Below are 24,766 nucleotides of genomic sequence, written 5' to 3'. Positions count from 1 at the left end.
CCGCCTTATCGGGTCAGTTTCTTCAGTCCCTTCTTCGGCGGCACCCGCACCGGATCGGGCCATCGGGGGCTCAGGGCGTCGCCCAGCGTGGTGCCCCGGAGCTTGCGCCCGAACATGGGCAGCACCCACTGGGTGACCCAGGCATGGTGTTCCCGAGCGCGCTGCCGGACGCCGCGCGGTGCCTTCTGCTTGTCCCGATGCGTGATGCCGTGCGGCACCTCGAGGACATCCAGGACCCTCGCTGCCATGTACTTGTGCCCGGCCTTGGACATATGCAGCCGATCAGGACCCCACATGCGGGTGTTCGCATAGGCGGCAAAGGTGGCGTAATCCACCAGGACGGCACCGTACTTCGCGGCGATGAGCCGGACGCCATCGTTGTAGGCATGGTTCTTGCGGCGCAAGGGCCCCAAGATCGGTGAAACCTCCACGTCGTAACCGGTGAAAAGGACCAGTGTCGCACCAGTGCGTGCCAGCCGGCGAACCAATAATTCATAGTCGGCCAAGATGTCGGCGATCTTCGTCCCAAGGTCCATGACATCGTTGCCTCCGGCATACAGCGTGATGAGCGTTGGTTCCAAGGCAATGGCCGGTTCCAGCTGTTCCGCGATGATGTGCCGAAGCCGCTTGCTGCGGATGGCGAGGTTCGCATATTCCCAGCCCGGACAATCGCTCGCGAGGGCCTCGGCCACCCTGTCGGCCCAGCCCCGGACGCCGTTGGGACGCCGCTTGCTGATATCCCCGACTCCCTCCGTGAAGGAATCTCCCAGGGCTACGTAGCGGCCCGGTTCATGATCAAGCATGCGGGGCTAGCCGGCTGGCCGAGACGCCGGCGCCTTCGGTTGCGGCAACCGAGTGTCAATCGAAGGGGCCAGGAACTGCAAATCAGTCCCGTCAGCCGCCTTGGGCCCCAGATTCCCAACGCACAGGACGTGCACCTCCTCGAACCGGTCGGCAACGCCGGATGGAAGGAAGGAAAATGTGCCCCGGCCCGTTTGCGCGTCTCGAGCCGCATCCGTGTCGACGCCAACGCCCACTCGACCCACTTGAGTTTGGGCCAGCGTGAGCGCGCGCCCCGGGCCAAGTAATCCTGCACCGCTACCTGAAATTCTCATTTGCAGGGTCACAGGGCAAGCCGAAGCCGCGGGTGCTCGGCAATGGCTTCGGCATAGAGGTTCATGAGCTGTTCGCACACCACGTGCCAGCTGCGGCCCTGGACCTGCTGGAAGGCTGCGGCCGTAAAGGCCGCACGTTTGGCGTCGTCACCGATGAGGTCCATGGCGTAGGTGCGCATTTGCTCCAGGTTGCCCGGTGCGTATAGCCAGCCCGTGCGCGAGGAATCCACGAGATCCACGGGGCCGCCCCGCCCGGTGGCGACGACGGGGACCCCCGAGGCCATGGCTTCCTGAATGGTTTGGCAGAAGGTTTCGAGTTCCCCCGGGTGCACAAACAGGTCGAAGGAGGCCATGGCGGTGGCTAGTTCCTCACCGCCCAGGAAGCCCGCAAAATGGGCCGTCGGAAGAAGCGACTCGAGCGCCTCGCGCTGCGGACCGTCGCCGACGATTACCAGCCGGGTGCCGGGGATCTCGGCCAGGACGGCCAGGTCTTCCACCTGCTTTTCGAGCGCCAGACGCCCCACATAGCCGATGATCTTTTGTCCTTGGGGCGCAACCTTGCGGCGGAAATCCGCGCTTCGCTTGTCGGGGTGGAAGCGTGCGGTATCCACACCGCGGCGCCACAGCTCCAGCCGCGGGATGCCGTGGCCCTGCAGCTTTTGCAGTGAGTCGCTCGAGGGGACAAGAGTCTTCGTCGCTGCCACGTGGATCCGCTTCACCCGCTGCCACGCCCAGTTTTCCAAGAACGGCATGCCGTAACGGGCTGCATAGCCCGGAACGTCGGTCTGGTAGACAGCCACGGAGGGAATACCCAGGGCCGCGGCGGCCCTGACGGCACGCCAGCCCAAGACAAATGGCGATGCCAGGTGGACGACGTCGGGATTGAACTCGGCCAGCAGGGCCTTCACCCGCACCACCCCACCAAAGGCAACCCGGATGTTCCGGTATCCGGCCAGTGGGACGGCCGGCAGCCGTCTCACGGTTGCGCCTTCCACCGTGGGAGGCGCATTCTCCAGCGTCGACGGGGCGATGACCAAGACCTGGTCCGCGCGGGCATCCAGGTGCTGCAAGACCTTCAGCAGCGAATGGGTGACCCCGTTCATCTCGGGAAAGAACGATTCAGCAACTATGGCAACCTTCACGCCTCAACCATGACCGCCGAAGGTTGCCACCGAGCGCTGCTCTAAGTACCCGGCGGTGAAAAGTGGGTGAACGGCAGCACTCGGAGCAGCTCCTTCCGGGTACCTTGCACCGACCCGGCGGCGGGTTGACGTCAAGGTGAGGGCAGGAGAAATCCGGGCCATGGACCAGCTGGGACCCGCATTGGAGCTGCGAAGCGAAGTTGGCCCTCGTACCCCTTGCGCAGGGCACGAGTTCCGCAAGGGGAACTTCCTGCGGGACGTGCGCGGCGTACGAAACGAGACCTGTTTGACTAGATCTCAAGGCATCCCTGCAGCGACGTGAGACTGGTCGTTTGTGGGCAATCCTGGTGCATCCACATCGTCGACCCATATCTGTCGAACTCACCATCGGTGAATACTTCCACCCCTGGAACGCCTGTCGAGGTGCGATAGAAGTCCACAATCGGATCTCCTTCGATGGTGAAAGAGACGACGGCGAGCTCGGCATCCAGACGGCCTATGGCGGAATCCACGCAGTCGACCGCATCAGCAGGAATCCGTTCGCCCTGATCGAGCGTCACCTGTCCGCACGATTTTCGGCGTACATCGTCACGGAATCCAACTGGTGCTCGTTCTGACTGGCGAGCCGCGTTGAAAAGGTCCTGAGGCAGCTTCTGATCGCCCGGAAACGACCTGACACACCCAGAAACTGCCAGCGTCCCAATGAGGAGGGCGGCGAAGGCGACTCGACGTCTCATTTGCAGAGTCTCCCACATCGTCAGCCTCGGGGTGCCCACCGTCATCACATCGTGATGTAGGCGGGCTGCCTGGCGCAGATGAAATCATGCGTGTGTGCCGTTAGAGGAACCTTGACCGGGACGATTTTCATGATGAATCAACAACACGCGAGATTCTGGGGCATGTAGGTTTCTGGCCCGCAGGCAGCGATGGGCGATGTCCCCGCCTCCGAACGTAAGCGTTTAGACACCGTAGACGACGAGGACCCCTTCTCCGACTTCCCGCTGAACTTCTTGGGCTATTTGCCTGCCTGAATCGTTCCATTCGTGCACGTCGAATCCCTCGGCCCAGCCGCGTTCCCAGTGCATGTGCTGTTGGAAGTCCTCGTTCCAGGAGGCGAGTCTGGAGCTCAGTTCTTCGGATAGTCCGTAGTCCTCAGGGCATTGGAGCCCGGTTTCCCACAACGGCCACTCTGCGTCGTAGTCGCAGAAGATCCGCAAGACTCGATTAGATGCTGCGTCTGGTTCCATATCCAAATCATATGATCCACATGGGCATCGGCCGCAGACGAGGCGTTGCCGCTATGTCGGTAACAGCGCAAGTATGATCCCGAATGTGGAACGCTCATCGGGACAGCTGATTCGTTTGCAAGGGGAGCGTCGGGCAACGGCATAGTGCCGGATCCTCGCTGTTGCGTGAGGCCGATGGGACGTTGGACGGTGAACCGCGATGCTGCACCGGTTGGAATGGCGTCGGAGACAGTAATCTGGGTTGACGCGCTGTTGGGAGTTCCCCGCAAGCGGATGAGGCCCTGGAAGTTCGCCAGTCGGCTGGACAGACGAAGGAGGGCGTAGTGGGATCGAATCGGAGAGTCGTATGGTCCGGGGCCCTCGGTGTAAGTTTGACTGCCTTGGTGTGCAGTGGGATTGCCCTGTATTCGACAGGGGTCATCATGGATGAGGGCAACTTGGACTCGGGTCCGGCTCCGATTCTTTGGGCGCTGGCGATTATTGGCGTGTTGGGGCTGCTGATTAGCTTGCCTGGATGGTTGGCTGCCAGAGAAACCACGAACCGTTCCTAAGGTTGTACCCATTGTCCGTAACGGGAACGCTTAGTGGAGCGGATCTTCGTAGGAGGTTTGTGATGCCCAGTGGGCGGTGATCGCCCCGCTGTTGCCGTTGAATGAGGGGCGGTGCGGTCATCCGTTAGGTAGTGAACGTCGTGTCGCGGACGCGGTCATCCATCGGGTCCTGGCAGATGCACGGTTCGGGGCAGCTGTTGCTCGACCGCACCCAAGCCTGGACCAATCAATGCGTGCCGCCGGCGCTTTTGGCTTCCCTGCTCGCAACATCGGCAGGGATCAGGGATAAAGCTGGTTTCGTCGCCATTATCGATCGTTGAGCAGATCAACTGGTCTGGGAAGTCGCGAAGCGGTTACTGATGGTCCGCAAGTCAACACGAGGTTGCTTAACCACTAGTTAAGTGATTCACTTAACTGCATGGAAAGTCACTTGGAGGATCAGCAAGACCCGGCATTCGCGCGTGATGCGCTCGAAATGATCAATGCTGACCGCGGACAGATCGGCGAACGGATCACGGCCGAAACATGGTGGGGCGCACCTGCGCAGGGCCTGGCTGCGGCTCTTATCATCGTTGTCCCCGCCGCCGGGCTGGTATGGGCTTGGGTGCCTTCTGTGCTCGGCATGGGGATCTTCGTCGGCGTTGAGATGCTTTTTCGTAAGCGCAGTGGCCTCGGCATTACCCGACCGGCTGGTCCTCGCGGGCTCTGGTTGCTGATTGCGTTCTTCCTAATCGTCTTCTTCTCGTTTGCGATCAGTATGCTGCTCGTGGTGTTCGGTCTGACCGGGTGGGTTGTTGCTGTCGCTGTGGCCGCGGGTGTCGCCACCGCCCTCATCGTCGTGGCCTACGACCGCGCGTATGCTGCCGAGGTGCGCCATGCGGGCTGAGCCCCGCTTTGATGAAGCGATCCACGCACCAACCCGGCTCCGTCTGTGTGCGATGCTGCGCCCGCTCTCCGAGGCGGACTTCGCGGCGATTGCTGCAACGTTGGAACTCAGCGAGGCAAACCTGTCAAAGACCGTGAGAAACCTCGTCGAAATTGGCTATCTCGTCACGAGTAAGCAGGCCTCCCCGCAGCGGGCAGACGCGCGCCAGACGACCACGATCAAACTCACCGCGCAGGGTCGCCGCGCCTTCGATGGGCACCTCGCGGCACTGCGGGCGATGGCGGGTGAATAGCGCGCCTCCCATGTCTGCCTTGTTTGACGCGCGACTCTGGGCGTGCGACTTCCGTTCCGGGTTCTCGTAGTTTGAGTGATGTGCACTGGGGGTTGTCACCCCGTTGTGGCCGTCGAATGAGGAGCGGCGTTCTCATCCGTTCGGTGATTACCGTCGTGTCGTGGCCGGGATCATTTGCACGCGACGAACGCCACGCACCCCGGCTAGGGTGCCTCAGTCCCGTAAGGGGGTCCACAAACGGGAAAATCGAGCGTTGACCTGCGTTGTTGGAATCACCTTGGAATAGGTGTTGCTTCGATCGACAGAATCTCGCGAGCCTTTTGTGGAACACTAATTGATGCTCGTCAAAGCCATTCGTCGGGGATCGCTTCACCTGGGTTTGGGCGGAATGTTTGCAGTGGCATCAAAAACGAGCTGGTCTTGGGCTTCGACCTTGGCGTCTGGTCGGACATCGATCACGACACCGGTGCCATCGGCCCGGCGAACAAAGCAGTCGGGAACGTGCCAGGTCTGGGGGAGTGGCTCCGGAAGCTTGATCCTGAACGGCTGGGAAGCAACCCCCGTGACGGTGGGATCAAAATCTGGAAGTATCAGGTGGTCGCGTTCCAGCCAGGACTCGAAGCTGACATGCCGCCCGGTGAAGGCGCACCACCAGAGGCCGGAGAATTTCCGCTAGCCCTTGTAAATGGCGACGCGGCAAACAGGCTGCGAGTTCTCGAAGTCGGTTGCCCAGCAACGTGCAAGAAGATCGTAGGTTGTGGCGGAGGAGAATTGCTCCCTGAAGATCAGGGAGCCGACAGGATACTTGGGCCCGGCTTCAACGTCGGACGCCAACAGCGCGCGTCCCATGGCACCAGTGTAAGCCGTGAACACCCGAATGCTTCGGGTGTAGTGAGACAAAACCAGTAGATGCTTCGGGTGTAGTGAGACGGAATCACCTAATGCTTCGGGTGTAGTGAGATTGCCTCACCTGTAACGAGACAGGACAGCAGGTGTATGGACCCCAGTGTCCTGGGGAGTGCCCCCGAAAGATTACTTGACATAATGTAGATTATCGGCGGAACTTCCCTTGTTCTGAAAGTGGTTAAATTCGCACATTCCAGCACATCTAGCCGCCCGCCTCGACTGCGTCCGACTCCCCCGAAATTTCCGTTTTTCGCGATTCCGGCTCGCGGCTCGCCGGCAACCGCCCGCGGTCCCGCATCGGGCGCACCCACGGATTTCGGTGCACGCCGGCACCCGAAGCTGGCCGAAAGTGGAAAATCCCGAAGTATCTCTGCGAAATCTACGTGTTCCTGCCGCTCCTCCGCGTCGTTGGGAAGGATAACTATTGGTTGACATAACTACTTTTCGGCTTGTTTTGGCGCTTGCATAGTTATTCAGGGAAACTCGATGGTATGCCAGATCAATATTCAGACGTCCATGCAGGTGCACATACCGGCGCCACTCGAGGAATCCAGGACGTCGTTCTCGATCGTGCCGTGGCCGAGGGCTTGGACCTAGATCCCCAGCAACTCGGCACGATCGGATTGCTGGCACGAAACGCGGAGCGTCACCTGTCCCGGCAGCAAGGCTCCCCCTCCGGTGACCATGTTTATCTTTGGGGACCTCCCGGCCGGGGAAAAACCTGGATCCTGGGTGCCTTCTTCGACGCCCTTCCAACAGAAAACAAACGTCGATTCCACTTCCACGAATTCTTCAGGGAATTGCACGCCACCGCGCACAAGGCAACGGCGACAGCCTTGGCCCAGATCGAGGAGCCCGAGGCGCTCGGCAATGACCGGAGGCGCATGGACCGGGTGGTGGCTCGCACCAGCGCCATTGAACAATCCATCGAGTCGATCCTGGGCAACGTTGAGGTTCTTTGCTTCGACGAGTTCCACTGCAACGACCCCGGCGATGCGATGCTTTTGGCGCGGATGTTCAAATTCATCATGGGCCGTCGGATCCTGTTGGTCACCACCTCGAATTATCCGCCCGAGGAACTTTTGGCCGACGAGTACTACCACCACCTGATCTTGCCGACCATTGCCGAAATCCGCGAGCACATGGACGTCCACGAGCTCGATGCCCACCGGGACTACCGCAGCATCGATGTCGACGATGCCCAGCGCCACGGCTACAACACCGGCTGCCTCCTGGTTGCCCCGGCCGCCGCCGACCTGCACCGGATTGGACTCAGTGCACCGGCGCAACACGAGGCGGCTAGTCTCAAACCCACCAGCCATGACATCCGTGCACTCCGGGCTGTTCCCGGGCAGCTTTGGTTCGAATTTGGCGATCTGTGCGAATCGTTGACCTCGACGCTTGACTACCTGGAACTGGCCAAGGAATTCAATCACTGGGTTATTTCCGACGTACCAGGTGCTGCCGCCATGACCCCGTTTGGGCTGCGCCGCCTCGCCAACGCCATCGACGTCCTGTACGACCACAACATCCGCCTCGACCTGCTGGCGCAGGACGACTTCTCGGAGTCGCTGAGCCACCTCCCGGAGCTGGACGCTGCACGCCTGGCCAGCCGGCTGAACGCCTTGCAGACCACCGCCACACGACCAATCACCCAAGGTGCCAACGCATGAGCAACGAATCAATGGCGGACCTCCATGACGAGGAATCATCCATCTACTCCCCCGCATGGATCCGGAGCGAAGTCACCCGCCTCGTTGACCTCAGGGACTCGGGCGAGATGCCGCCGATCGTCCAGCTCGGGCACCCGGTGTTGAGGATGCAGGCCAAAGAGCTCGCCGGCCAACTCGGGCCCGAACTGTTGCGAGAGTTCCTGGAGACCATGCGCGCAGTGATGCTCGATGCTCCGGGCGTCGGCCTGGCCGCACCGCAGCTGGGCATCCCCTTGCGGATTGCGGTGCTTCAGGATCTCTACGAAACCAGCCCCGAAATCGCAACTGCACGCGAGCGCGAGCCGCTGGACTACCTGGAAATCATCAATCCGCATTACGAGCCGATCGGCGACCGCACGGCCGCCTTCTACGAGGGCTGCCTGTCGTTCAACGGATACCAGGGCGTGGTGGAGCGGCCAGCCGACATTTCCACCCGTTTTCTTGACGCCGACGGAATTCCCCGGCGGAGGAACTTCTCCGGTTGGCAGGCGCGGATCTTCCAGCACGAGACGGACCACCTGGATGGCACCGTTTACATCGACAAGGCACTGACCCGGTCGCTGTGCGCCAACCACGAATATCCGCGTTGGGCGAATCCCGGAATCGACCAGGCACGCCACGCGCTGGGCTTTTAGCTCCCGGGCTTGGGGCGACCGATCCACAACGGTCTCCCAAAGCCCGGCAGGGTGCTCGATGCGCCGGTGAAGCTCGGAGCCGGATCGTGCGTAGCCAGCAACGACTTCCGCCAAGCCCGGTAAGACTCTCGGTGGCAGGGCGGCATTCACCGGGTACCCGCCACCGACGCCGATCACCTTCGGGTGGTTACGGGCCCGTTTGGTTCGAGGATCCGTCAACCGGCAAATACCGATTGAACCACCGCAGGATTGCCTCAAAGCGCTGGCGGCGGTGCCATGGGGACCCTCCCCGGCTGAGCCCGTGGCTCTCCCCCGGGAAGAGCACGAACTCGGTAGGCACCCCGCGCTGCTTCAAACCCACGTAGTACCGCTGGGCCTGTTCCACCGGACACCGGTAGTCGCCCTCGGAGTGCATGACCAACGTCGGGGTGCGCACCTGCCCGATCTTGGCCATCGGCGACTGGGCGGCAACCCGCTCGGGACCCGACCCGGTGTAGGCATCTGCGAAGAACCAGCCGATGTCGCTGGTGCCCACGAACGACATCGGATCCAGGAACCCGCGTTCCACCAGGGCAGCGGCAAAGCGATGCTCATGGGCAATCGTCCAGGCGGTCAGGTAGCCGCCGTAGGAACCACCCAGGACGCCCACGCGCCCCTCGTCCAGGTCGGGCTCGCTCGCACAGGCGCCGTCAAGGAAGGCCATGATGTCCTGCAGGTCCACGGTGCCCATCGCGTGCCTGATGGCCGTCCCGTGCGCCCGGCCGTAGCTCGAGCTGCCACGCGGGTTGCATTGCAGCACCGCGTACCCGGCCGCCGCATAGACCTGTGCCTCATCAAAGTAGGCGGGCCCGTACTGCGAGAACGGGCCACCGTGGATGTTCAGCAGCACCGGGTGCGGGCCGAGGCCCTGTGGCAAGTGGATCCAGCCGTGGACCGGGTACCCGTCCGGGGCGGTGAAGCTGATTTCGCGCGGGGCGCTGAGCGTGGTTTGCCGCCGCAGGGCATTCCCGAACCCGGTGAGCTGGCGCAGCGAACCGCCCTCCAGGGCGGCGCACTCCCCCGGCGAGTCCTGGGACACGTAGGACACCACGATGGTCGCACCGTTCGAGGCCGCCCCGTGGATGACCTGCGGGCCGGAGCCCAACACAGAGCTGTTGCCGCCGGCGGTGACCAGGTGCAATTCCCCGGTACCGCGCACCCGGGCCAGTGCTAGGACCCCGGAGTCTCCGTGGGGAACCAGTTGCTCGCACTCGGTGTAGTCGACGGCGTCGGTGTCCGTCAGCACCGCGGCCTCGCGCACGCCCGTAGCCCGGGCGTCCATGGCACAGACGGCGACCTGCCGGGCCAGGAAATCTGTGCCCGACTCCCCCACGAACTGGCCGAGGGCAAAGAGGGTTGCCCCGTCGTTGCTGAACCGCGGGGCCCGGTAGGCCCAGGGTGAGTCCGCGGCACCGAGCACCAGCTCGGGCACCGCCGGCGCTTCCCCGACCGCCGGCACCCGGTAGACCTGCGACCGCAGGTCGGTGTCATGCTCCTCGTGCAGCGCAGCGGCAAAGTAGATCCACCGCCCATCGGGGCTGTAGCAGGGATCGGCCACATCCTGCCCGGCCAATGGGCGCGCCGTCGTCTCGGGCAGGCCATCTGGCACCTTGTGGAGCCCGTGCGCGGCCCGGCCCCGGGGCCGGACAAAGGGTTCCTGCTCAAGGCCCGGAACATCCAGCGTGAACAATTCCTGCACCTTGTCCCCGGTGAAGCCCACCCCGTCGCCGCGGTAGTTCAAGGTGGTGATGTGCCGCGGGGCCTCGGCCCCGGCTCCGACATCGTCGATGGAGCCGTAGCGGCCGGGCTCAGGGGTGCGGGAGACAAAAACAATCGAGCCGCCGTCCGGGGACCAGGCAAAACCGCCAACGCCCAGCGTGCGCTCGGTCAGCACCCGCGGCTCGCCGCCGGCCGCCTCGACCACCGCCAACTGGGCGACGCCCTTCGCATCGGCGCGCAGGAAGGCGATCCACACGCCGTCCGGGGAATGCCGGGGGCCGCTGTCGGATTCTCCGCGGGTCAAGCGCCGGGGCGGGGCCGAGCCGTCGAGCTCCAGCAACCACAACTGGCCCACGTATGAATCGGAGGCGAAGCTGGGGCGGGAGGCGGACACCACGGCACGGCCTGCATCGGGGCTCAGGCTGGGCGCCGATACAGTAGTCAGTAGTTCTAGTTGCTCTGGTTTCACTGCGCTAGCCTATCGAATTCACCTGAGACGAAGGACACACGTGCAGCAGCCAACACCTCTCGATTCGGGGCTTCGCTGCCCCGTCTGCAAGTCGGGGCTGTCCCTGCAGCACCAGCCGGGCCGCCCGGCGCGCCTGGGCTGCGAGGCCGGCCACGGCTTCGACGCCGCGAAGCAGGGCTATTTCAACCTGCTCACCGGCAAGGGAACCAACTTCACCGAGGACGGGGCCCCGATGGTCGCCGCCCGGGCCTCCTTCCTGGACGCCGGGCACTACGAGTCCCTGGCCGAGGCCCTGGGCCACCGGGTCCGCAATGCCCTGCAGGGAATCGAGCACCCCCGGATACTCGATGCGGGTGCCGGGACCGGCTACTACCTCCGCCAGGTCCTGGACGCCCTGCCCGGGACTTCGGCAGCCAGCGCCGTGGCACTGGACATCTCCCGCTACGCGATGCGCCGCGCGGCGAAGCTCCCCGACACACTGGCCTTGGTGTGGGACCTGTGGCGCGAACTGCCGCTGGAGGACGAATCCTTCGATGTCGTGCTCAACATCTTCTCCCCGCACAACGGTGCCGAATTCGCCCGGGTGCTGCGCCCGGGCGGAACCGCCCTGGTCGTGACCCCGCTGCCCGGGCACCTGGCCGAGGGCGCGGAGCTGCTGGGGCTGCTGGGGATCGCCGCCGACAAGGCCGCGGGCGTCGTGGCCTCGATGGGCGGGGGCTTCGAGCTTCGTGCCACCGAGGAGGTCAAGATCCCCCTGGTGCTGGATCCGGAGGCCGCCTTCGAGCTGGCCATGATGGGCCCGGCCGGACACCACCTGGACCCCGAAACCCTGCGCATCCGCCTGGCGGATGCCGGAAGTGCCACGCTGGTCACCGCGGCGTTCCGCATCCAGGAATTCCGCAAGATCGACTGAGCGCCCACAACGCCGTCGCCGGGCGGCCTCTCATCGCAGTGATGAGGGGCCGGCTCGGGAACATCGTCCCTTGTGCTGATTCGATTTGGCATGCCCATCGGGCAAAATGGAAGGCATGGAGGTTGGTGTGTATCCAACACATCTTGACTTAGGGGGCAACAATGTACGACTGGCTCATAACGAACGCATGGGTCGTTTGGCTGGCGCTCTTCCTCTTGCTGGCCATCATCGAAATGATCTCCCTTGACCTGTACTTCATCATGCTTGGGGTCGGGGCCCTGGGCGGCGTGGCCGTTGCGCTGCTTGGCGGGGAATTCTGGTTGCAGATGGTGGTCTTCAGCATTACGTCCCTGCTCATGATCATGCTCGTGCGCCCCATCGCACTGCGGCACCTGCGCAAGGACCCCGAAGGGCTGCGCACCAATGTCGATCGGCTCATCGGTGAAGACGCCCTGGTCCTGGAGCCCACCTCCAGGATGAATGGACGCGCAAAGATCGGCGGGGAAACCTGGTCGGCGCGAACCGACGACGATGTTGCGCTGCAGCCGGGAACCTACGGCTCGGTGGTCCGCATCGAAGGGGCAACGGCCTACATCACGCTGCGCACCCAAATGCCCGGCCTGGACTAGCAACTCCCAGACAAGTTTTCGGCGCCTGGAACATGGCGCCCCGACGAAAGAGAGAAGAGATGCAAACATCGGGCCTTGGCCTCACGGTCGTCCTGGTAGTACTGGCAATCTTCGTGATCATCGTGCTGCTGCGCTCCGTGCGCATCGTGCCGCAGGCGCGGGCCGGGATCGTGGAGCGGCTGGGCAAGTACCATCGCACGCTGCTTCCCGGGCTGACGATCTTGATTCCGTTTGTTGACCGTTTGCTGCCGATGCTGGACCTTCGTGAACAGGTTGTGAGCTTTCCGCCGCAGCCGGTGATTACGGAGGACAACCTGGTGGTCTCCATCGACACCGTGGTCTACTTCCAGATCACCGAGCCGCGTGCAGCGACCTACGAAATCGCCAACTACATCCAGGCGGTGGAGCAGCTGACGACCACCACGCTTCGTAACGTCGTCGGCGGGCTGAACCTCGAAGAGGCACTGACCAGCCGCGACCAGATCAACGGCCAGCTGCGTGGCGTCCTTGACGAGGCCACCGGCAAGTGGGGCATCCGCGTCTCCCGTGTCGAGCTCAAGGCCATCGATCCACCGCTGTCAATCCAGGACTCCATGGAGAAGCAGATGCGTGCCGAGCGCGACCGCCGTGCCGCGATCCTCACCGCCGAAGGCACCAAGCAGTCGGCAATCCTCACCGCCGAAGGCCAACGCCAGGCATCCATCCTGAAGGCGGAGGGTGACGCCAAGGCGGCCATCCTGCGTGCCGACGGCGAGTCGGCGGCCATCCAGAAGGTCTTCGACGCGATCCACGCCGGCAAGCCGGACCAGAAGCTGCTGGCCTACCAGTACCTGCAGATGCTGCCGAAGATCGCCGAAGGCACCGCCAACAAGCTGTGGATCATTCCCAGCGAGGTCGGCGAGGCCCTGAAGGGGATCGGCGGCGCGCTGGGCAACTTCAACGAAGGCCCGGGCGACGACCAGAAGCCGGAAGGCACCAGCAGCACCCTGATGTAACGGCCTATTTCAGGCGGCAAAATATCGGGCGGGCGACCTCACAAGCGAGGATGCCCGCCCGAAGCCGCGTTTGGGCCGTATAATGGAAACTTCGAGACTTGCGCCCCGCGGGAATTTTATGCTGGACCGGGACGTTGAAATCGGTAGCCGAACCCGTATGTAATCGCAGTAGGGAGACAATATGAGCGATCGCAGCCTGCGAGGAATGCGCCTTGGCGCACAGAGCATGGAAACTGAGGCTGGCGTCGAGCCAGCAGCGCGCCAGCGCGTTGAATACCGTTGCGAAGACGGCGAGCAGGTGTTCGTGATTTTTGCCGCTGAGGCAGATATCCCGGCAACCTGGATGTCCAAGACCGGCAAGGTTGCCAAGCTGGTCAACGGTGAAGCCCAAGAAGAAGAGAGCAACGAGAAGCCGGTGCGCACCCACTGGGACATGCTCCTCGAGCGCCGGTCCGTCGAAGAACTGGAAACGATCCTGAAGGATCGCCTGGACAAGTTGCGCGCCACTCGTGGTGCAGCCCAGGCAGCATTGAAGGGCTGACAACACCCCTCTGTTTGCAGCAATGGCGAGGGCCCGAATGGATGATCCATTCGGGTCCTCGCCATGTCCGGCCGCATCCGGGATGCGCCGGCGGGTGCTACTTGCGTCCGGTGAGCTTCTTCCAGCGGGCGCTCAGGCCCCACCGGGTCACGTTCAGCATCGCCTCGACGACGATGTTTCCGCTCATCTTCGAGACGCCAAGCTCGCGTTCGACGAAGGTGATCGGCACCTCGACGATCTTTTTGCCCAGCTGGGCCACGCGGAAGGTCATGTCGACCTGGAAGCCGTAGCCCACCGACTCGATGGCGTTGAAGTCCAGGGCCTCGAGGGTCTCGCGGCGGAATGCGCGGAAGCCGGCGGTGATGTCGCGCAGGTTCACGCCCAACATGGTGCGGGAGTAGAAGCTGCCCACGCGGGAAATCATCTTGCGGTGCAGCGGCCAGTTCACGACCGAGCCGCCCTTGACCCAGCGCGAACCGATGACCAGGTCAGCGCCCTTGGGGATTTCCGCCAGCAGCAGGGGAAGCTGCTCGGGCTTGTGTGAGCCATCGGCATCCATCTCCACCAGGACGTCGTACCCGGCGTCCAAGGCCCAGCGGAACCCGGCCAGGTAGGCGGCGCCCAGGCCGGCCTTGCCCGTGCGGTGCATGACGTGGATGGAGTTGTCCTCGGCAGCCATCTTGTCTGCCAGGGCGCCGGTGCCGTCCGGGGAATTGTCGTCAACGATCAAGACATCCGAATCAGGCACCGCGGCACGCAAGCGGCCCACGGTGATGGGCAGCGATTCAAGCTCGTTGTAGGTCGGAATGATCGTGACTACGCGCACGCGGCAGTCCCTTTCTGCTGATGGAACGATCCGCGGAAGAAGGCCGCAAGGGGCCAGATACCAACGTGCCGCGTAGCGTTAACCCGCTGCGACTGGTTTCAGGGATCGGGTGGGGGTCAGTGCACAATTATACGCAACCGCTCCCCCGAAACCCGGCTCCCCGCCGTGTGACGCGCAAGACGATTCGACCAACCGGCAGGGCACACAAATCGACCCCGCGGCTTCGGTCCGTCCCTCCCGGCCGACGAGCGGCCAAGAAGGTGTTATCTAATGCCAACGGGGTCAATTTGTTCTTGCGGACCGGAATACCGGTAAGCCGGATCGAAGGATCAGACACTGGTAACAGCCTACCGTCCAGTTTTTAGCTGTCAACCGTTTCCGGACCACTGGCTACGCGAATTCAATCAGGTCAACCGGTATATGGCGGGCTGACCAGCATTCAAGGAACTTGACGCGGCTTCGCGCAAACACTTTGATTTCGACCTTGCCAAAACGCCTTTTATCTGGACCCGGGGGCGGGGAAGCCCCGGTCCGCCTAGGCTTCGCCCATCGCGTCGAAAATCACGTTGCCGGCACGCACCGTGCGCAGGCAATTGGGCAGCTCGTCTTCCAGCACCGGGAGCATCGGGGTGCCGGCGCGGGCATCGGTGCTCCAGGACGAGACACGGAGGTCCGGTGTCTGCACGGAAAGTTCGGCGGCATCCCATACCGCAAACGTGGCCTCGGCGCCGTTGACCAACTGCCCCGCCATCGGGTTCGGCGATCCCAGGGCACGGAAACCGGAGCGGGTGTGGGCCATGAATGCCGCCCTGGCCGAGATCCGTGCCTGTGGATCGCTCAGTTCCAGGCAGGCCTTCACGGCTGCCCACGGGCTGACCATGGTGACAGGGGCATCGGAGCCGATGACCACCGGGACCCCGGCCGAGAGGAACTGTCCAACACCGTTCATGCCCGCCGCCCGGGCATCGCCCAGGCGCTGGGTGTACAGCCCCCCTGCCCCTCCCCAGGCCGCGTCGAAGCCCGGCTGCATGGATGCGGTCAGGGCGAAGTCCAGCATGCGGCCGCGTGCGGCCGCATCGACCATTTCCACGTGCTCCAGGCGGTGCCGCCCGGCCTGGACCTTGGCCAGTCCCACGGATTCGGCTGCCTTGGCAAAGCCCTCGAGTGCCACGTCGAGACCGGCATCGCCGATGACGTGGAAGGAAGCCTGGATCCCGGCCAGCGAACACGCCGCGACGTGTGCGCTGATCTGTTCGACGCCAAGGTAGGAGGTGCCCCGTTCGCCGGCGGCGTCGGCGTAGTCCTCGCGCAGCAACGCGGTGCGCGAACCGATCGAACCGTCGATGTTCAGGTCCCCGCCCAGTCCGACGACCGCTGCGGAATTGAACGAGGCCAGCAGCGTGCGGGCTTCGTCCTCGGTGCCCACGAGTTCCGCCCAGTAGGCGAAGACCTCGGGTGTTGCGGCCTTCTCCGCATCGGTGCGGGCAAGCAGCGCCTCGAGGTCCGCGCGGCCGGAGATCTGCCCGGCAGCCATCTCCACGACCGTTCCGTGCCCGGTGGAGGCCAGGTGCGCCAAGGCGCGATTGCGGTTTTCGGTGTTGGTGGCTTCGTCAAAGGCGATGATCGCATCCCGGATGCGCCCGTGGGCCTCCCCGCGGACCAGGGCACCGGTGTATTCGGGACCTTCGGACAGGCCGAAGCGCATGGCCAGCTTGGGGCTGATGAGGGCCGAATGCACATCGACGCGCGCCAGGTAGACCTCGCGGTCGGGAGCCGCCTGCTGCAGCTGCTCGCTGGTGGGCAGCGTGCCGTCGCCGAAGGTCGATTCGTCCCAGCCGGCACCGAAGAGCATGCCGCTGCCCTGCGCCGCCGCCGCGGCGACGGCCTCGAGGACCTCGCCGGTGCTGCGGGCATCGCCCAGGTCCAGTCCGTTGAGCGAGGCACCGAGCGAACCCAGGTGGACGTGGGAGTCAACGAAGGCCGGGGTGATGAGTGCGCCTTGCAAGTCGATCTCCGTCATCCGCGCATCAAGCAGCGCGCCGGCGGCGGATTCGGTCCCGATCCACGCCACGGTGCCGTCCTCGACCAGCATGGCGGTGGCAAAGGGATCGGCCGGGGAATAGATGGAACCATTGCGGTACAACTCAACAGACATTTCTTACCTTTGCTTTAAGCCGGCACGCACGAAAATCCCTCGGCGTGCTTCGATCCAACAGGTGCCGGGCCGGGCCCGGGAGAGCGTGGTCCTAATCGACCACGTTTGAATAGGAGACGACCCCGCGGCGGACGCGTTGGACCGCGCGGTTGCAGGACCGGGCCAATCCCGCATCCAGGTCGGGGATCTTGGCCAGCTGGTCCAGCACGTCGATGACCTGCTTGGCCCAGCGCACGAAGTCCCCGGCCGCCAGGTCCGTGCCGCGCAGGCACTCGCGCAGGTCCGAGCCTCGCGCCCACTTGTAGATCGGCCAGATCAGCCCGGAATCCGGGGCCGCGGTCTCGGGCAGTCCGGCAGTCGCCTCGACATCCGAGAGCCGCGACCACAGGTTCACCGCCGTCTCCCAGGCAATCTGGATCTTCGCGGTGGGCATGCGCGGGTCGGGCCCGTGGTCTTCGCGCCGCGCCTGGAAGACCAGGGCGGAGATGAACCCGGCCAGCTCCTCCGCGGTCATTTCGTTCATGGCCCCGGTCTCCATGACCAGCGAGGTCAGCAGGTCGCGTTCGCCGTAGATGCGGCGCAGCCGCTGCCCGGCGGCGGTGATCTGGGCCTGGCCCAGGTCGTCGGACGCGGGCACCAGGTACTCGAAGTCCTCCAGCACCTTGGCCACCTTGTCGAAGGTCTTGGAAATGGTGTTGGTGCGGCCGCTGATCTGGGAGCGCAGCTTGTTGGTGTCGCGCAAGAGCTTGGAGTAGCGCTCGCCCCAACGGGCGTGGTCCTCGCGTTCCGGGCACCCGTGGCAGGGATGGGCCTTCAGGGTGGCGCGCAGCTGGGTGATGCGGGCTTCCTCCTCGTCGCTGCCGGTGAACCTGTATTCCGGGGCGTCCTCGCGCGGCGGGCGGGACTCGGCCAGCGCGTTGTGCAGCGAGGCGGCCAGGTCCTTGCGTTCCTTGGGGCTGCGCCCGGTGAAGCCCCTGGGGATCCGGATCCGGGAGATGACCTCGACCGGGCCGTTGAGGTCCTGGACGCCGACACGGCGGATGTGCTTGTCCTCGGTCAGCACCGTGGGGCGCGGGTCGTTCCAGGCCGAATCCTGTTCGATGACCACGCAGCGCCCGAGCCGCCGGGTGCCGGTGACCTCGATGATGTCGCCGCGGACCAGGGATTCCAGGGATTCGGTCGCCGACGCGCGGCGCAGCCGGGATATGGTTTTCGCCGCGTCTTTTTCGGCCGTGGACAACTCGGCCCGCAGCACCGCGTACTCGGTGAAATCCCCGAGGTGGCAGGTCATCGACTTCTTGTACCCCGCCAGCGATTCCTCGCGGGAGCGGACCTGGCGGGCCATGCCCACCACGGAGCGGTCGGCCTGGAACTGGGCGAAGGAGGTCTCCAGGATGCCGCGGGCCCGTTCCCTGCCGAATTGCGAGGTCAGGTTCAGCGACATGTTGTAGGTGGGACGGAAGCTCGAGTTCAACGGGTAGGTCCGCTTCGAGGCGAGCCCGGCCACCGCGGCCGGGTCGGTGTCCTGCTGCCACAGCACCACCGCGTGCCCCTCGACGTCGATGCCGCGGCGCCCGGCGCGGCCGGTCAGCTGGGTGTACTCCCCCGCGGTGATGGCCACGTGTGATTCGCCGTTGAATTTCTCCAGCTTTTCCATGACCACCGAACGGGCGGGCATGTTCACGCCCAGGGCCAGGGTTTCGGTAGCGAACACGGCCTTGACCAGGCCGCGGACGAAGAGGTCTTCGACGACTTCCTTGAAGATCGGCAGCAACCCGGCATGGTGGGCCGCGAAGCCGCGCATCAGGCCCTCGCGCCATGGCCAGAAGCCCAGCACCTCCAGGTCGTCCGGCGGCAGTTTGTGCGCCACCAGGTCGATGCTCTGCTCGATTTCGGTGGCCTCGGCGATGGTGGTCAGGGCCAGGCCCGAACGCACGCATTGCGAAACGGCCGCGTCGCAGCCGTTGCGGGAGAAGATGAACACCAGCGAGGGCAGCAGCCCTGCCTGGTCAAGGGCCATGATCATGTCGGGGCGCGAAACCCGGGTGCTGAGCTGCTCGCGCTGCGCCCCCCAGGATCCCCCGCCACGGCGCGAGCGGCCACGCTGCGAGCGTGGGCCTGCCATGGAGCGGTGGGCCATCTTGGTCAGTTCGGGGTTGACCTCCGCGGCGCGCTCCGGTGCATTGGCGACCTGGTCGAAGGACACGTCCTCGGCGAACAGGTCAAGCAGCCGGCCGCCGACCATGACGTGCTGGAACAAGGGGATGGGGCGGTGCTCGGAGACGATGATGCTGGTGTCACCGCGCACGGTGTCGAGCCAGCCGCCGAACTCCTCGGCGTTGGAGACCGTGGCCGACAGCGAGATCACCTGGACGTCGTCGCGCAGGTGGATGATCACTTCTTCCCACACGGCCCCGCGGAACTTGTCGGCCAGGTAATGGACCTCGTCCATGACCACGTAGCCGAGCGAGTCGAGGGTGTCGGAGTCCGCGTAGAGCATGTTGCGGAGCACCTCGGTGGTCATGACAACGATCTCGGCCTCGCCGTTGATGGTCATGTCCCCGGTGAGCAGCCCGACCCGCTCGGGGCCGTAGGTGGCCACGAGGTCGGAATACTTCTGGTTGCTCAGCGCCTTGATGGGTGTGGTGTAGAAGGCCTTGCGGCCGGAACGCAGCGCCTGGAAGATGGCGAATTCGCCGACCACGGTCTTTCCCGCGCCCGTCGGGGCGGCGACCAGCACACCGGAACCGGTGGCAACGGCACGGCAGGCCTCTTCCTGGAAGGGATCAAGGTCGAAGCCCAGGGTGGCGCGGAACTCGGAAAGCCCGGTTCCCTTCTCCTGCGGTTGTTCCTTGGCTGCGGTGTATCGCTCGGCCGGCATGCTCACGCTGCGACCCCTTTCAGGAGGGTAGTAGGTGCGCCCGCGTCCGTGTTGCGGACGCGGGCGTTCCTATGGAAGATCCGGCGAGTCGGGAATGCTGGACCCCTCGCCTGCGTTGGCGGCGTTTTCCGCCTCGAGTTGTGCACGCTTCTTGTCGCGCTTCTTGTCGTTCAGGTGGCAGATCAGCGTTGCCGTCGCAAAGGTCACGAACAGCGGGCCGGCCAGCGCAAACATGGTGATCGCATCGCCGCCGGGTGCCGCCATGGCTGCCACGAGGGCAATGAGGAAGACCGTGATGCGCCAGTGCTTCATGATCAGCTTGGCCTTGAGCACTCCGACCATGTTCAGCCCCACCATCAGCACCGGGGCCAGCATGGCCAGTCCGAAGGCGATCAGCAGGCGGAACACGAACGGGAGGTAGGTGTCGGTGGTGAGCCAGGACTGCGCGTTTTCCGGGGTCAGCGAGATGAAGAACTTCAGGGCGTGCGGAAGCACCCAGTAGGCCATGCCCACGCCGAGGATGAACAGCGGTGCCGCCGCGGCGGCGAAGCCGATGGCGGTGTTGCGTTCCTTCTTCTTCAAGCCCGGGACGATGAAGGCCCAGAGCTGGTAGATCCAGATGGGCGCGGAGAAGACCAAGCCCAAGAGGAGCGATGTCTTGAGCATGATGTCGAAGGGTGCCATCACGGAGGTGAAGTTGACTTCGCCGCCGTATGCGCGCACCGGCGCGATGATCAGCTCGAGGACGTTGTCATAGAGGAAGAACCCTCCGACCGTTCCCAACACCAGGGCAATCAGCGATATGAAGAGACGGTTCCTGGCCTCGACCAGGTGTTCCTTCAAGGCCATGCGGCCCTCGGGATTTTTCTTCCGCCCCTTGCTGGCAGCAGCTTCTTGTTCGCTCACGAAATATTAGGCGTTGTTCTCACGACGGTCGGGATCAACGATCTTGCCCTCGACGGTTTCGTCGCCGGCAGCAGGAGCCTTGTCGTCGTCCTTCATCTGGCGGACCTCGGACTTGAAGATGCGCAGGGACTGGCCGACGGAGCGTGCCAAACCGGGAAGCTTCGGGGCACCGAACAGTAGCAGCGCCAAAATTACGATGATGACCAGATGCCATCCTTGGATTCCACCCATGGGGAACCTACCTTTCAATCGAGTTAAGTCTACGTCAGAAGAGTTCTAAATCGCTTACGCGCTGGGGTTGTCCGCGCAGGGCCTTGCGCTTCACGCGTGTGTTGCGGCGGGCGGTGGCCCGCCGAAGCTTGCCTGCCTCGTATCCCTGGCGTGCGGCATCGGGATCCTGGAACAGTGCGGCCACCCCGGCCGGGGTCCTGTCGGATGGCTCGGGGTAGTCGCGGTCCTCCGCTTCGGCATCCATCGAGGCGCCGCTGCTGTCCATGGCCTCGCCGACCTCGTGGGCCAGTGCCATGAAGCCGCGAAAGAGCCTGATCCCGGCCAGCACCAGGAAGAGCAGCGTGGCCAATGCCAGGACGGTCCACAGGAGGACCCAAAACCACCACGGCAACATCGCTACTTCACTTCCAGGGAGTCGACTGCCGCACGAAGCCAGGTCTCGACCTCGGCGCGCAGGGAATCGGGGCCGATGACCCGCAGGTCCCCGCCGTGGTAGGCGACCATGCCCGGCATGGTCGAGGTGGATGGCATCCGGATCTCGGCAATGTGCTCTTCCCCGGCCTTGGCCCAGCTCTCCGGTGCATATTCCTCCACCAGGGCTGCCAGCCGCGGGGCAAAGCCCAGCACCACGAGCTCGTCGGCGGGACCGGGGGTGAAGAAGATGTCGGCCTCGTCCTCGTGCCGCTGCGCATCGAAGTCGAAGAGAGTCCCGGGGAGGGTCGCGGACTGGATCCGGTCGATGCGGAAGGACCGGATCTCGTCGTTGGGGATCGAGAAGGCGCGAAGGTACTGGCGGCCGGCGTTCTCCAGGAGCCGGATCGGTTCGACCCGCCGGACGGTGACGGCATCGCTGGAGGCGCTGTAGTAGGTCAGCTCGACAACCCGGCGTTCGCGGATCGCCCGGGCCAGGGTTGCATGGATCTCGTTTTCCTCGGCGGAACGCAGCGTGATGGACAAAACCGCTTCCAGGCCCTCGAAACCGACGGCGGCGGCCTGCAGCTTCGCGTGCGCGGAATCGACGGCAGCAGCGTGTTCGAATCCTGGGAGCCCACGTAGCGAGGCCAGTCCCGCAAGCATGGTCGCGGCCTCGGGAAGGCTGAGCCTGATCGGTGCGTTGAGGGCCTCTGCGTTGTTGATGCTGATGGTGCCGGCCTCCCATTCCACGTCGATCAGTTCGTCGGGCAAGCCGTTGGGCACCCCGCACATCATGATGGTTTGCAGGTGGGCCAGCAGCTGCTTTTCAGTCAACCCGAAGTGGGTGGCCGTTTGCACAACGCTTGGTGAACCGTGGCTGGCCACGTAGGAAATGATGTCCAGGTTCCGGGCCACGGCCTCGGTCGAGGGCGGCCGGCCGGCGTTGCGGCGCTTGCCGAGCTTGTAGTCGGGAACCGGGAGGTTTGAGGCCGCCAGCGCCCCGTCGAGCTTCCGGCGCACCACGGCCGCCAGCGAGGGCGGTTCCAGCACGCGGGCGTTGGCGCCAAGCTTGGCCACATCGGCCGCCAGGGCCATGAGATCGTGGAATTGCAGGGAAAGTTCGTCGCGGGCCTGGCCCGGGGTAATGGATGCGGCACGGGAGCGCAGGGCCCAGCCGGTGTCCTTGGCCACCGAGATCCTGGCGGTCTGCCCGGCGATGTCGGGATCCAGCCGGCCCAGGGTTTGGGCCATGGAGAACCCGGCGGGGCGGGTGTCGTGGGCCTTGCCGGTGTGGATGGGGCTGAGGATGCGGGTAAGCCGGAACATCCGCACGTCCTGGCGCTTGTGGTCCAGGCCCACCAGGTACCAGTTCCCGAAGCGGGATCCGATCCCCCAGGCATCGATGGTGCGTTCGCTGGTGCGGCCCTGCGCATCGAAGTACTCGAAGGAGACGACCTGGTGTGCCCAGACCGCTTCCAGGCAGGCGGCGAAGGCCGGTCCGGCGGCGTGCAGGCGCGGGACGTATTCGGTGAACCGGACCCCGTGCCCGGTGTCTTCCAGGCCGGCCGAGAGCCGGCCGTTGGCCCTGGCGGCGGAGGATTCCAGGTCGGTGTCTTTCCATAGCTGCGCCGCCAGGCCCAGCACCGCGGCTTCTTCGGTGCTGAAGCTGACTTCGGGCAGCCTGTAGCTTTCGGGGGCGATCAGGTAGCGTTCGTCGGATCCGGTGCCCAGGGTCTTAACCGGAACGCCCATCTCGCGAAGGTCCCTCTTGTCCCGGTCGAACTTCCTGTCGAAGGCGGCGTCGTTCAGCCCCTGGTAGTCGTCAACGATCTTGCGCAACTCACGCTTGGAATACCCGTGCGGGGTATTGATCAACGCATAGGTGAGACTGACGAGTTTCTCGGCACGGGAAGGACCGCCGGAATTAATTTGAGCCACGTCCGCAAGATTACCCCGTTGCGACGAACCCGGGCCAATGCAACGCCGCGTTAACGGCCCTTGGCCGTGTTTTCCCGGTTCAACATGGGAAAACACGGCTAAGGGCGTCGATCGGTGAAGCCGTGCCTAGCGCACTGCCACCAGGTCCACGACGAAGATCAAGGCTTCGTTCGGGCCGATGGCTCCGCCGGCGCCACGGGAACCGTAGGCCATTTCCGAGGGGATTTCCAGGCGGCGGCGGCCGCCGACTTTCATCCCGATCAGGCCCTGGTCCCAGCCCTGGATGACCTGGCCGACGCCGGCACGGAAGTCCAGCGGGGCGCCGCGGTTCCAGGAGGCATCGAATTCCTCGCCGGTGGACCAGGCCACGCCGACGTAGTGGGCGGAGATGTTCGAGCCCGGAACGACCTCGGCACCGTCGCCGACGGCGATGTCCTCGATCTTCAGCTCGGTCGGGGCATCTGTTCCCGGGAAATCGATCTCGGGCTTGGTGCGGTCGTATTCACGCTGTCCAAAAGACATGGGTGAAGTCCTTTCGGTTGTTTGCTAGAAGCGTCCTAGCTACTTTACTTCCTTGAGCTCCACGAAGAACACCAGCGGGCCCTCGGGGGCTCCCTGTGACGCAGCATCCGGTCCGTAGGCCAGATCCGTCGGGATGGTCAGCATGACCTGTGTGCCGGCCTTCAGCCCGGTCAGGCCCTGGGTCCAGCCGGCGATGACGCCGTCGAGACCGAAGTCCGCGGCCTTGCCCCGGTCGTAGCTGGAGTCGAACTGCTTGCCGTCTTCCCAGCGCACTCCGGTGTAGTTGGCCGAGACCTTCGAGGTGGCGGTGGCAACCTTGCCGGTGCCCTCCTTGACGATGTCAACGACCAGTCCGGCGGGCGCGTCCTTGTCCTTCGGGATGGTGATGGCCGGCTTGCCGTCCTTCATCTCGAAGGTCGGCAGCGCTCCGGCGTCCTTGAGCTTCTTGACCTCGTCGGCGCCGAGCTTCTTGGAAGGCGGTGCCGCCGGCGGGATCTCCTCGGTGGAGACGACCTTCAGCACGACCACGGTTTCGGCCGGGGCCGCTTCCGGGCTTGCCGAGGGCGATGCGCCGTCGGTGGCTGCGGCTTCGGCGGCCGGTTCGACCATGGCGATCCAGGAGCCGACCTTGGTCTGCATCAGCGTGTCGTAGAGCGCCGGGAGCTGGGCCTTGAATTCCTCATTGGTCGGCAGCGTCACCGGCTCGCCGGCGAAGCCCGAACCGAGCAGGCTCGCATCCGTTGCCTTGTAGGCAATGGACTTGAACTTGATGTTCTGGTTTTCCTTGATTTGATCGCCCTTGCCCTCGACGAGGACCTTGGCCGCGGTTGCCGTGGCAACCAGCGGGGTGTCGAAGGTGACCGTGGGATCGGACGCATCATCCGAACCCGGGGTCACCTTGATCGATTCCAAGGGGGCGATGTCACCGCTGGAGGCCGTCGTGGTTGAACCACAGGCCGTGACCAGCAGCAACGAGGCCGTTGCAACGAGTGCCATAACTTTGCGCACGAAATCAACTTTCAGTTGGGGATTTTGGGACTTGAAACACCCACACTGAATGGTGAGCTTTCGAAACAGGTTATAGACAGCCTAAATGCCGAAT

Annotated in this window: 22 protein-coding genes and 1 pseudogene; 8 read left to right on the top strand and 15 right to left on the bottom strand. The window is 64.4% G+C overall.

Going from position 1 to position 24,766, the window contains the following annotated elements:
• Positions 1 to 5: 5 nt before the first annotated feature.
• The 3 genes from J2T21_RS06980 to J2T21_RS06970 all read right to left on the bottom strand — a co-directional run bounded on the left by J2T21_RS06980 (position 6) and on the right by J2T21_RS06970 (position 2,994).
• Positions 6 to 803: an SGNH/GDSL hydrolase family protein gene (locus J2T21_RS06980; protein ID WP_307579860.1), complete on the bottom strand. Its 798-nt coding sequence runs from the start codon at positions 801 to 803 to the stop codon at positions 6 to 8.
• A 320-nt stretch (positions 804 to 1,123) separates the two neighbouring features.
• Positions 1,124 to 2,257, bottom strand: a complete 1,134-nt coding sequence (locus J2T21_RS06975; RefSeq protein WP_307579857.1) for a glycosyltransferase family 4 protein — start codon at positions 2,255 to 2,257, stop codon at positions 1,124 to 1,126.
• A gap of 290 nt (positions 2,258 to 2,547) precedes the next feature.
• Positions 2,548 to 2,994: a hypothetical protein gene (locus J2T21_RS06970; protein ID WP_307579855.1), complete on the bottom strand. Its 447-nt coding sequence runs from the start codon at positions 2,992 to 2,994 to the stop codon at positions 2,548 to 2,550.
• A 1,491-nt stretch (positions 2,995 to 4,485) separates the two neighbouring features.
• On the opposite strand from J2T21_RS06970, the gene J2T21_RS06965 reads away from it, so the two are divergent.
• A complete protein-coding gene (locus J2T21_RS06965) occupies positions 4,486 to 4,941 on the top strand; it encodes a hypothetical protein (protein ID WP_307579853.1) in 456 nt (151 codons plus the stop codon).
• Positions 4,931 to 5,233, top strand: coding sequence for a transcriptional regulator (locus tag J2T21_RS06960; RefSeq protein ID WP_307579851.1), 303 nt, complete (start codon positions 4,931 to 4,933; stop codon positions 5,231 to 5,233). The genes J2T21_RS06965 and J2T21_RS06960 overlap by 11 nt, the downstream gene beginning before the upstream one ends.
• 369 nt (positions 5,234 to 5,602) lie before the next feature.
• Here J2T21_RS06960 and J2T21_RS20845 read toward each other — a convergent pair.
• Positions 5,603 to 5,893 (bottom strand): annotated as a pseudogene (locus tag J2T21_RS20845) (hypothetical protein); the annotation flags it as partial.
• A 12-nt stretch (positions 5,894 to 5,905) separates the two neighbouring features.
• Positions 5,906 to 6,082, bottom strand: a complete 177-nt coding sequence (locus J2T21_RS06955; RefSeq protein ID WP_307579849.1) for a hypothetical protein — start codon at positions 6,080 to 6,082, stop codon at positions 5,906 to 5,908.
• Positions 6,083 to 6,630: 548 nt separating this feature from the next.
• Between J2T21_RS06955 and zapE the strand changes: the two genes are divergently transcribed.
• Together zapE and J2T21_RS06945 are read left to right on the top strand one after the other, a co-directional pair.
• Positions 6,631 to 7,812, top strand: a complete 1,182-nt coding sequence (zapE, locus tag J2T21_RS06950; protein WP_307579847.1) for a cell division protein ZapE — start codon at positions 6,631 to 6,633, stop codon at positions 7,810 to 7,812.
• The gene (locus J2T21_RS06945) at positions 7,809 to 8,486 is read left to right on the top strand and encodes a peptide deformylase (RefSeq protein ID WP_307579844.1); all 678 of its coding nucleotides are present in this window, start codon (positions 7,809 to 7,811) and stop codon (positions 8,484 to 8,486) included. Before zapE ends, J2T21_RS06945 begins: the two co-directional genes overlap by 4 nt.
• 187 nt (positions 8,487 to 8,673) lie before the next feature.
• Here the strand turns inward: J2T21_RS06945 and J2T21_RS06940 are convergent, their stop codons facing one another.
• Positions 8,674 to 10,713: a S9 family peptidase gene (locus J2T21_RS06940; RefSeq protein ID WP_307579842.1), complete on the bottom strand. Its 2,040-nt coding sequence runs from the start codon at positions 10,711 to 10,713 to the stop codon at positions 8,674 to 8,676.
• A gap of 40 nt (positions 10,714 to 10,753) precedes the next feature.
• On the opposite strand from J2T21_RS06940, the gene J2T21_RS06935 reads away from it, so the two are divergent.
• From J2T21_RS06935 to J2T21_RS06920, 4 genes are all read left to right on the top strand, one after another.
• Positions 10,754 to 11,626 (top strand): methyltransferase domain-containing protein, encoded by an 873-nt coding sequence (locus tag J2T21_RS06935; RefSeq protein WP_307579840.1) that lies wholly within the window; start codon positions 10,754 to 10,756, stop codon positions 11,624 to 11,626.
• Positions 11,627 to 11,787: 161 nt separating this feature from the next.
• Positions 11,788 to 12,255, top strand: a complete 468-nt coding sequence (locus J2T21_RS06930) for an NfeD family protein (protein ID WP_071215004.1) — start codon at positions 11,788 to 11,790, stop codon at positions 12,253 to 12,255.
• Positions 12,256 to 12,314: 59 nt separating this feature from the next.
• On the top strand, positions 12,315 to 13,250 hold the full coding sequence (locus J2T21_RS06925; RefSeq protein WP_307579837.1) for an SPFH domain-containing protein: 936 nt from the start codon (positions 12,315 to 12,317) through the stop codon (positions 13,248 to 13,250).
• Between the two features lie 181 nt (positions 13,251 to 13,431).
• The gene (locus J2T21_RS06920) at positions 13,432 to 13,791 is read left to right on the top strand and encodes an RNA polymerase-binding protein RbpA (protein ID WP_307579835.1); all 360 of its coding nucleotides are present in this window, start codon (positions 13,432 to 13,434) and stop codon (positions 13,789 to 13,791) included.
• Positions 13,792 to 13,888: 97 nt separating this feature from the next.
• On the opposite strand, the gene J2T21_RS06915 is transcribed toward J2T21_RS06920, so the two are convergent.
• From J2T21_RS06915 to J2T21_RS06875, 9 genes are all read right to left on the bottom strand, one after another.
• Positions 13,889 to 14,617 carry a polyprenol monophosphomannose synthase gene (locus tag J2T21_RS06915; RefSeq protein ID WP_307579833.1) on the bottom strand — a complete coding sequence of 243 codons (729 nt, stop codon included), beginning with the start codon at positions 14,615 to 14,617 and terminating at the stop codon, positions 13,889 to 13,891.
• Positions 14,618 to 15,152: 535 nt separating this feature from the next.
• Complete coding sequence (locus tag J2T21_RS06910) at positions 15,153 to 16,772, bottom strand: amidohydrolase (RefSeq protein WP_307579831.1); 1,620 nt, start codon at positions 16,770 to 16,772, stop codon at positions 15,153 to 15,155.
• Positions 16,773 to 16,863: 91 nt separating this feature from the next.
• Entirely contained in the window at positions 16,864 to 19,653 is a 2,790-nt protein-coding gene (locus J2T21_RS06905) for a DEAD/DEAH box helicase (protein WP_307580067.1), read from the bottom strand.
• Between the two features lie 69 nt (positions 19,654 to 19,722).
• Entirely contained in the window at positions 19,723 to 20,559 is an 837-nt protein-coding gene (tatC, locus tag J2T21_RS06900; protein ID WP_307579830.1) for a twin-arginine translocase subunit TatC, read from the bottom strand.
• Positions 20,560 to 20,565: 6 nt separating this feature from the next.
• Complete coding sequence (gene tatA / locus J2T21_RS06895) at positions 20,566 to 20,790, bottom strand: Sec-independent protein translocase subunit TatA (RefSeq protein WP_113764502.1); 225 nt, start codon at positions 20,788 to 20,790, stop codon at positions 20,566 to 20,568.
• A 34-nt stretch (positions 20,791 to 20,824) separates the two neighbouring features.
• Positions 20,825 to 21,184 (bottom strand): hypothetical protein, encoded by a 360-nt coding sequence (locus J2T21_RS06890; RefSeq protein ID WP_307579828.1) that lies wholly within the window; start codon positions 21,182 to 21,184, stop codon positions 20,825 to 20,827.
• A gap of 2 nt (positions 21,185 to 21,186) precedes the next feature.
• Positions 21,187 to 23,142, bottom strand: a complete 1,956-nt coding sequence (locus tag J2T21_RS06885) for a helix-turn-helix transcriptional regulator (protein ID WP_307579826.1) — start codon at positions 23,140 to 23,142, stop codon at positions 21,187 to 21,189.
• 126 nt (positions 23,143 to 23,268) lie between these two features.
• Positions 23,269 to 23,664 carry an FKBP-type peptidyl-prolyl cis-trans isomerase gene (locus J2T21_RS06880; RefSeq protein ID WP_071214995.1) on the bottom strand — a complete coding sequence of 132 codons (396 nt, stop codon included), beginning with the start codon at positions 23,662 to 23,664 and terminating at the stop codon, positions 23,269 to 23,271.
• Between the two features lie 39 nt (positions 23,665 to 23,703).
• The gene (locus J2T21_RS06875) at positions 23,704 to 24,660 is read right to left on the bottom strand and encodes an FKBP-type peptidyl-prolyl cis-trans isomerase (RefSeq protein WP_307579824.1); all 957 of its coding nucleotides are present in this window, start codon (positions 24,658 to 24,660) and stop codon (positions 23,704 to 23,706) included.
• Positions 24,661 to 24,766: the final 106 nt, after the last annotated feature.

Source organism: Paeniglutamicibacter psychrophenolicus (assembly GCF_030812255.1).
Classification (GTDB): Bacteria; Actinomycetota; Actinomycetes; order Actinomycetales; family Micrococcaceae; genus Paeniglutamicibacter; species Paeniglutamicibacter psychrophenolicus_A.
Note: the sequence above shows the minus strand (reverse complement) of the source record. Positions and strands in the feature narration are given on the sequence as shown.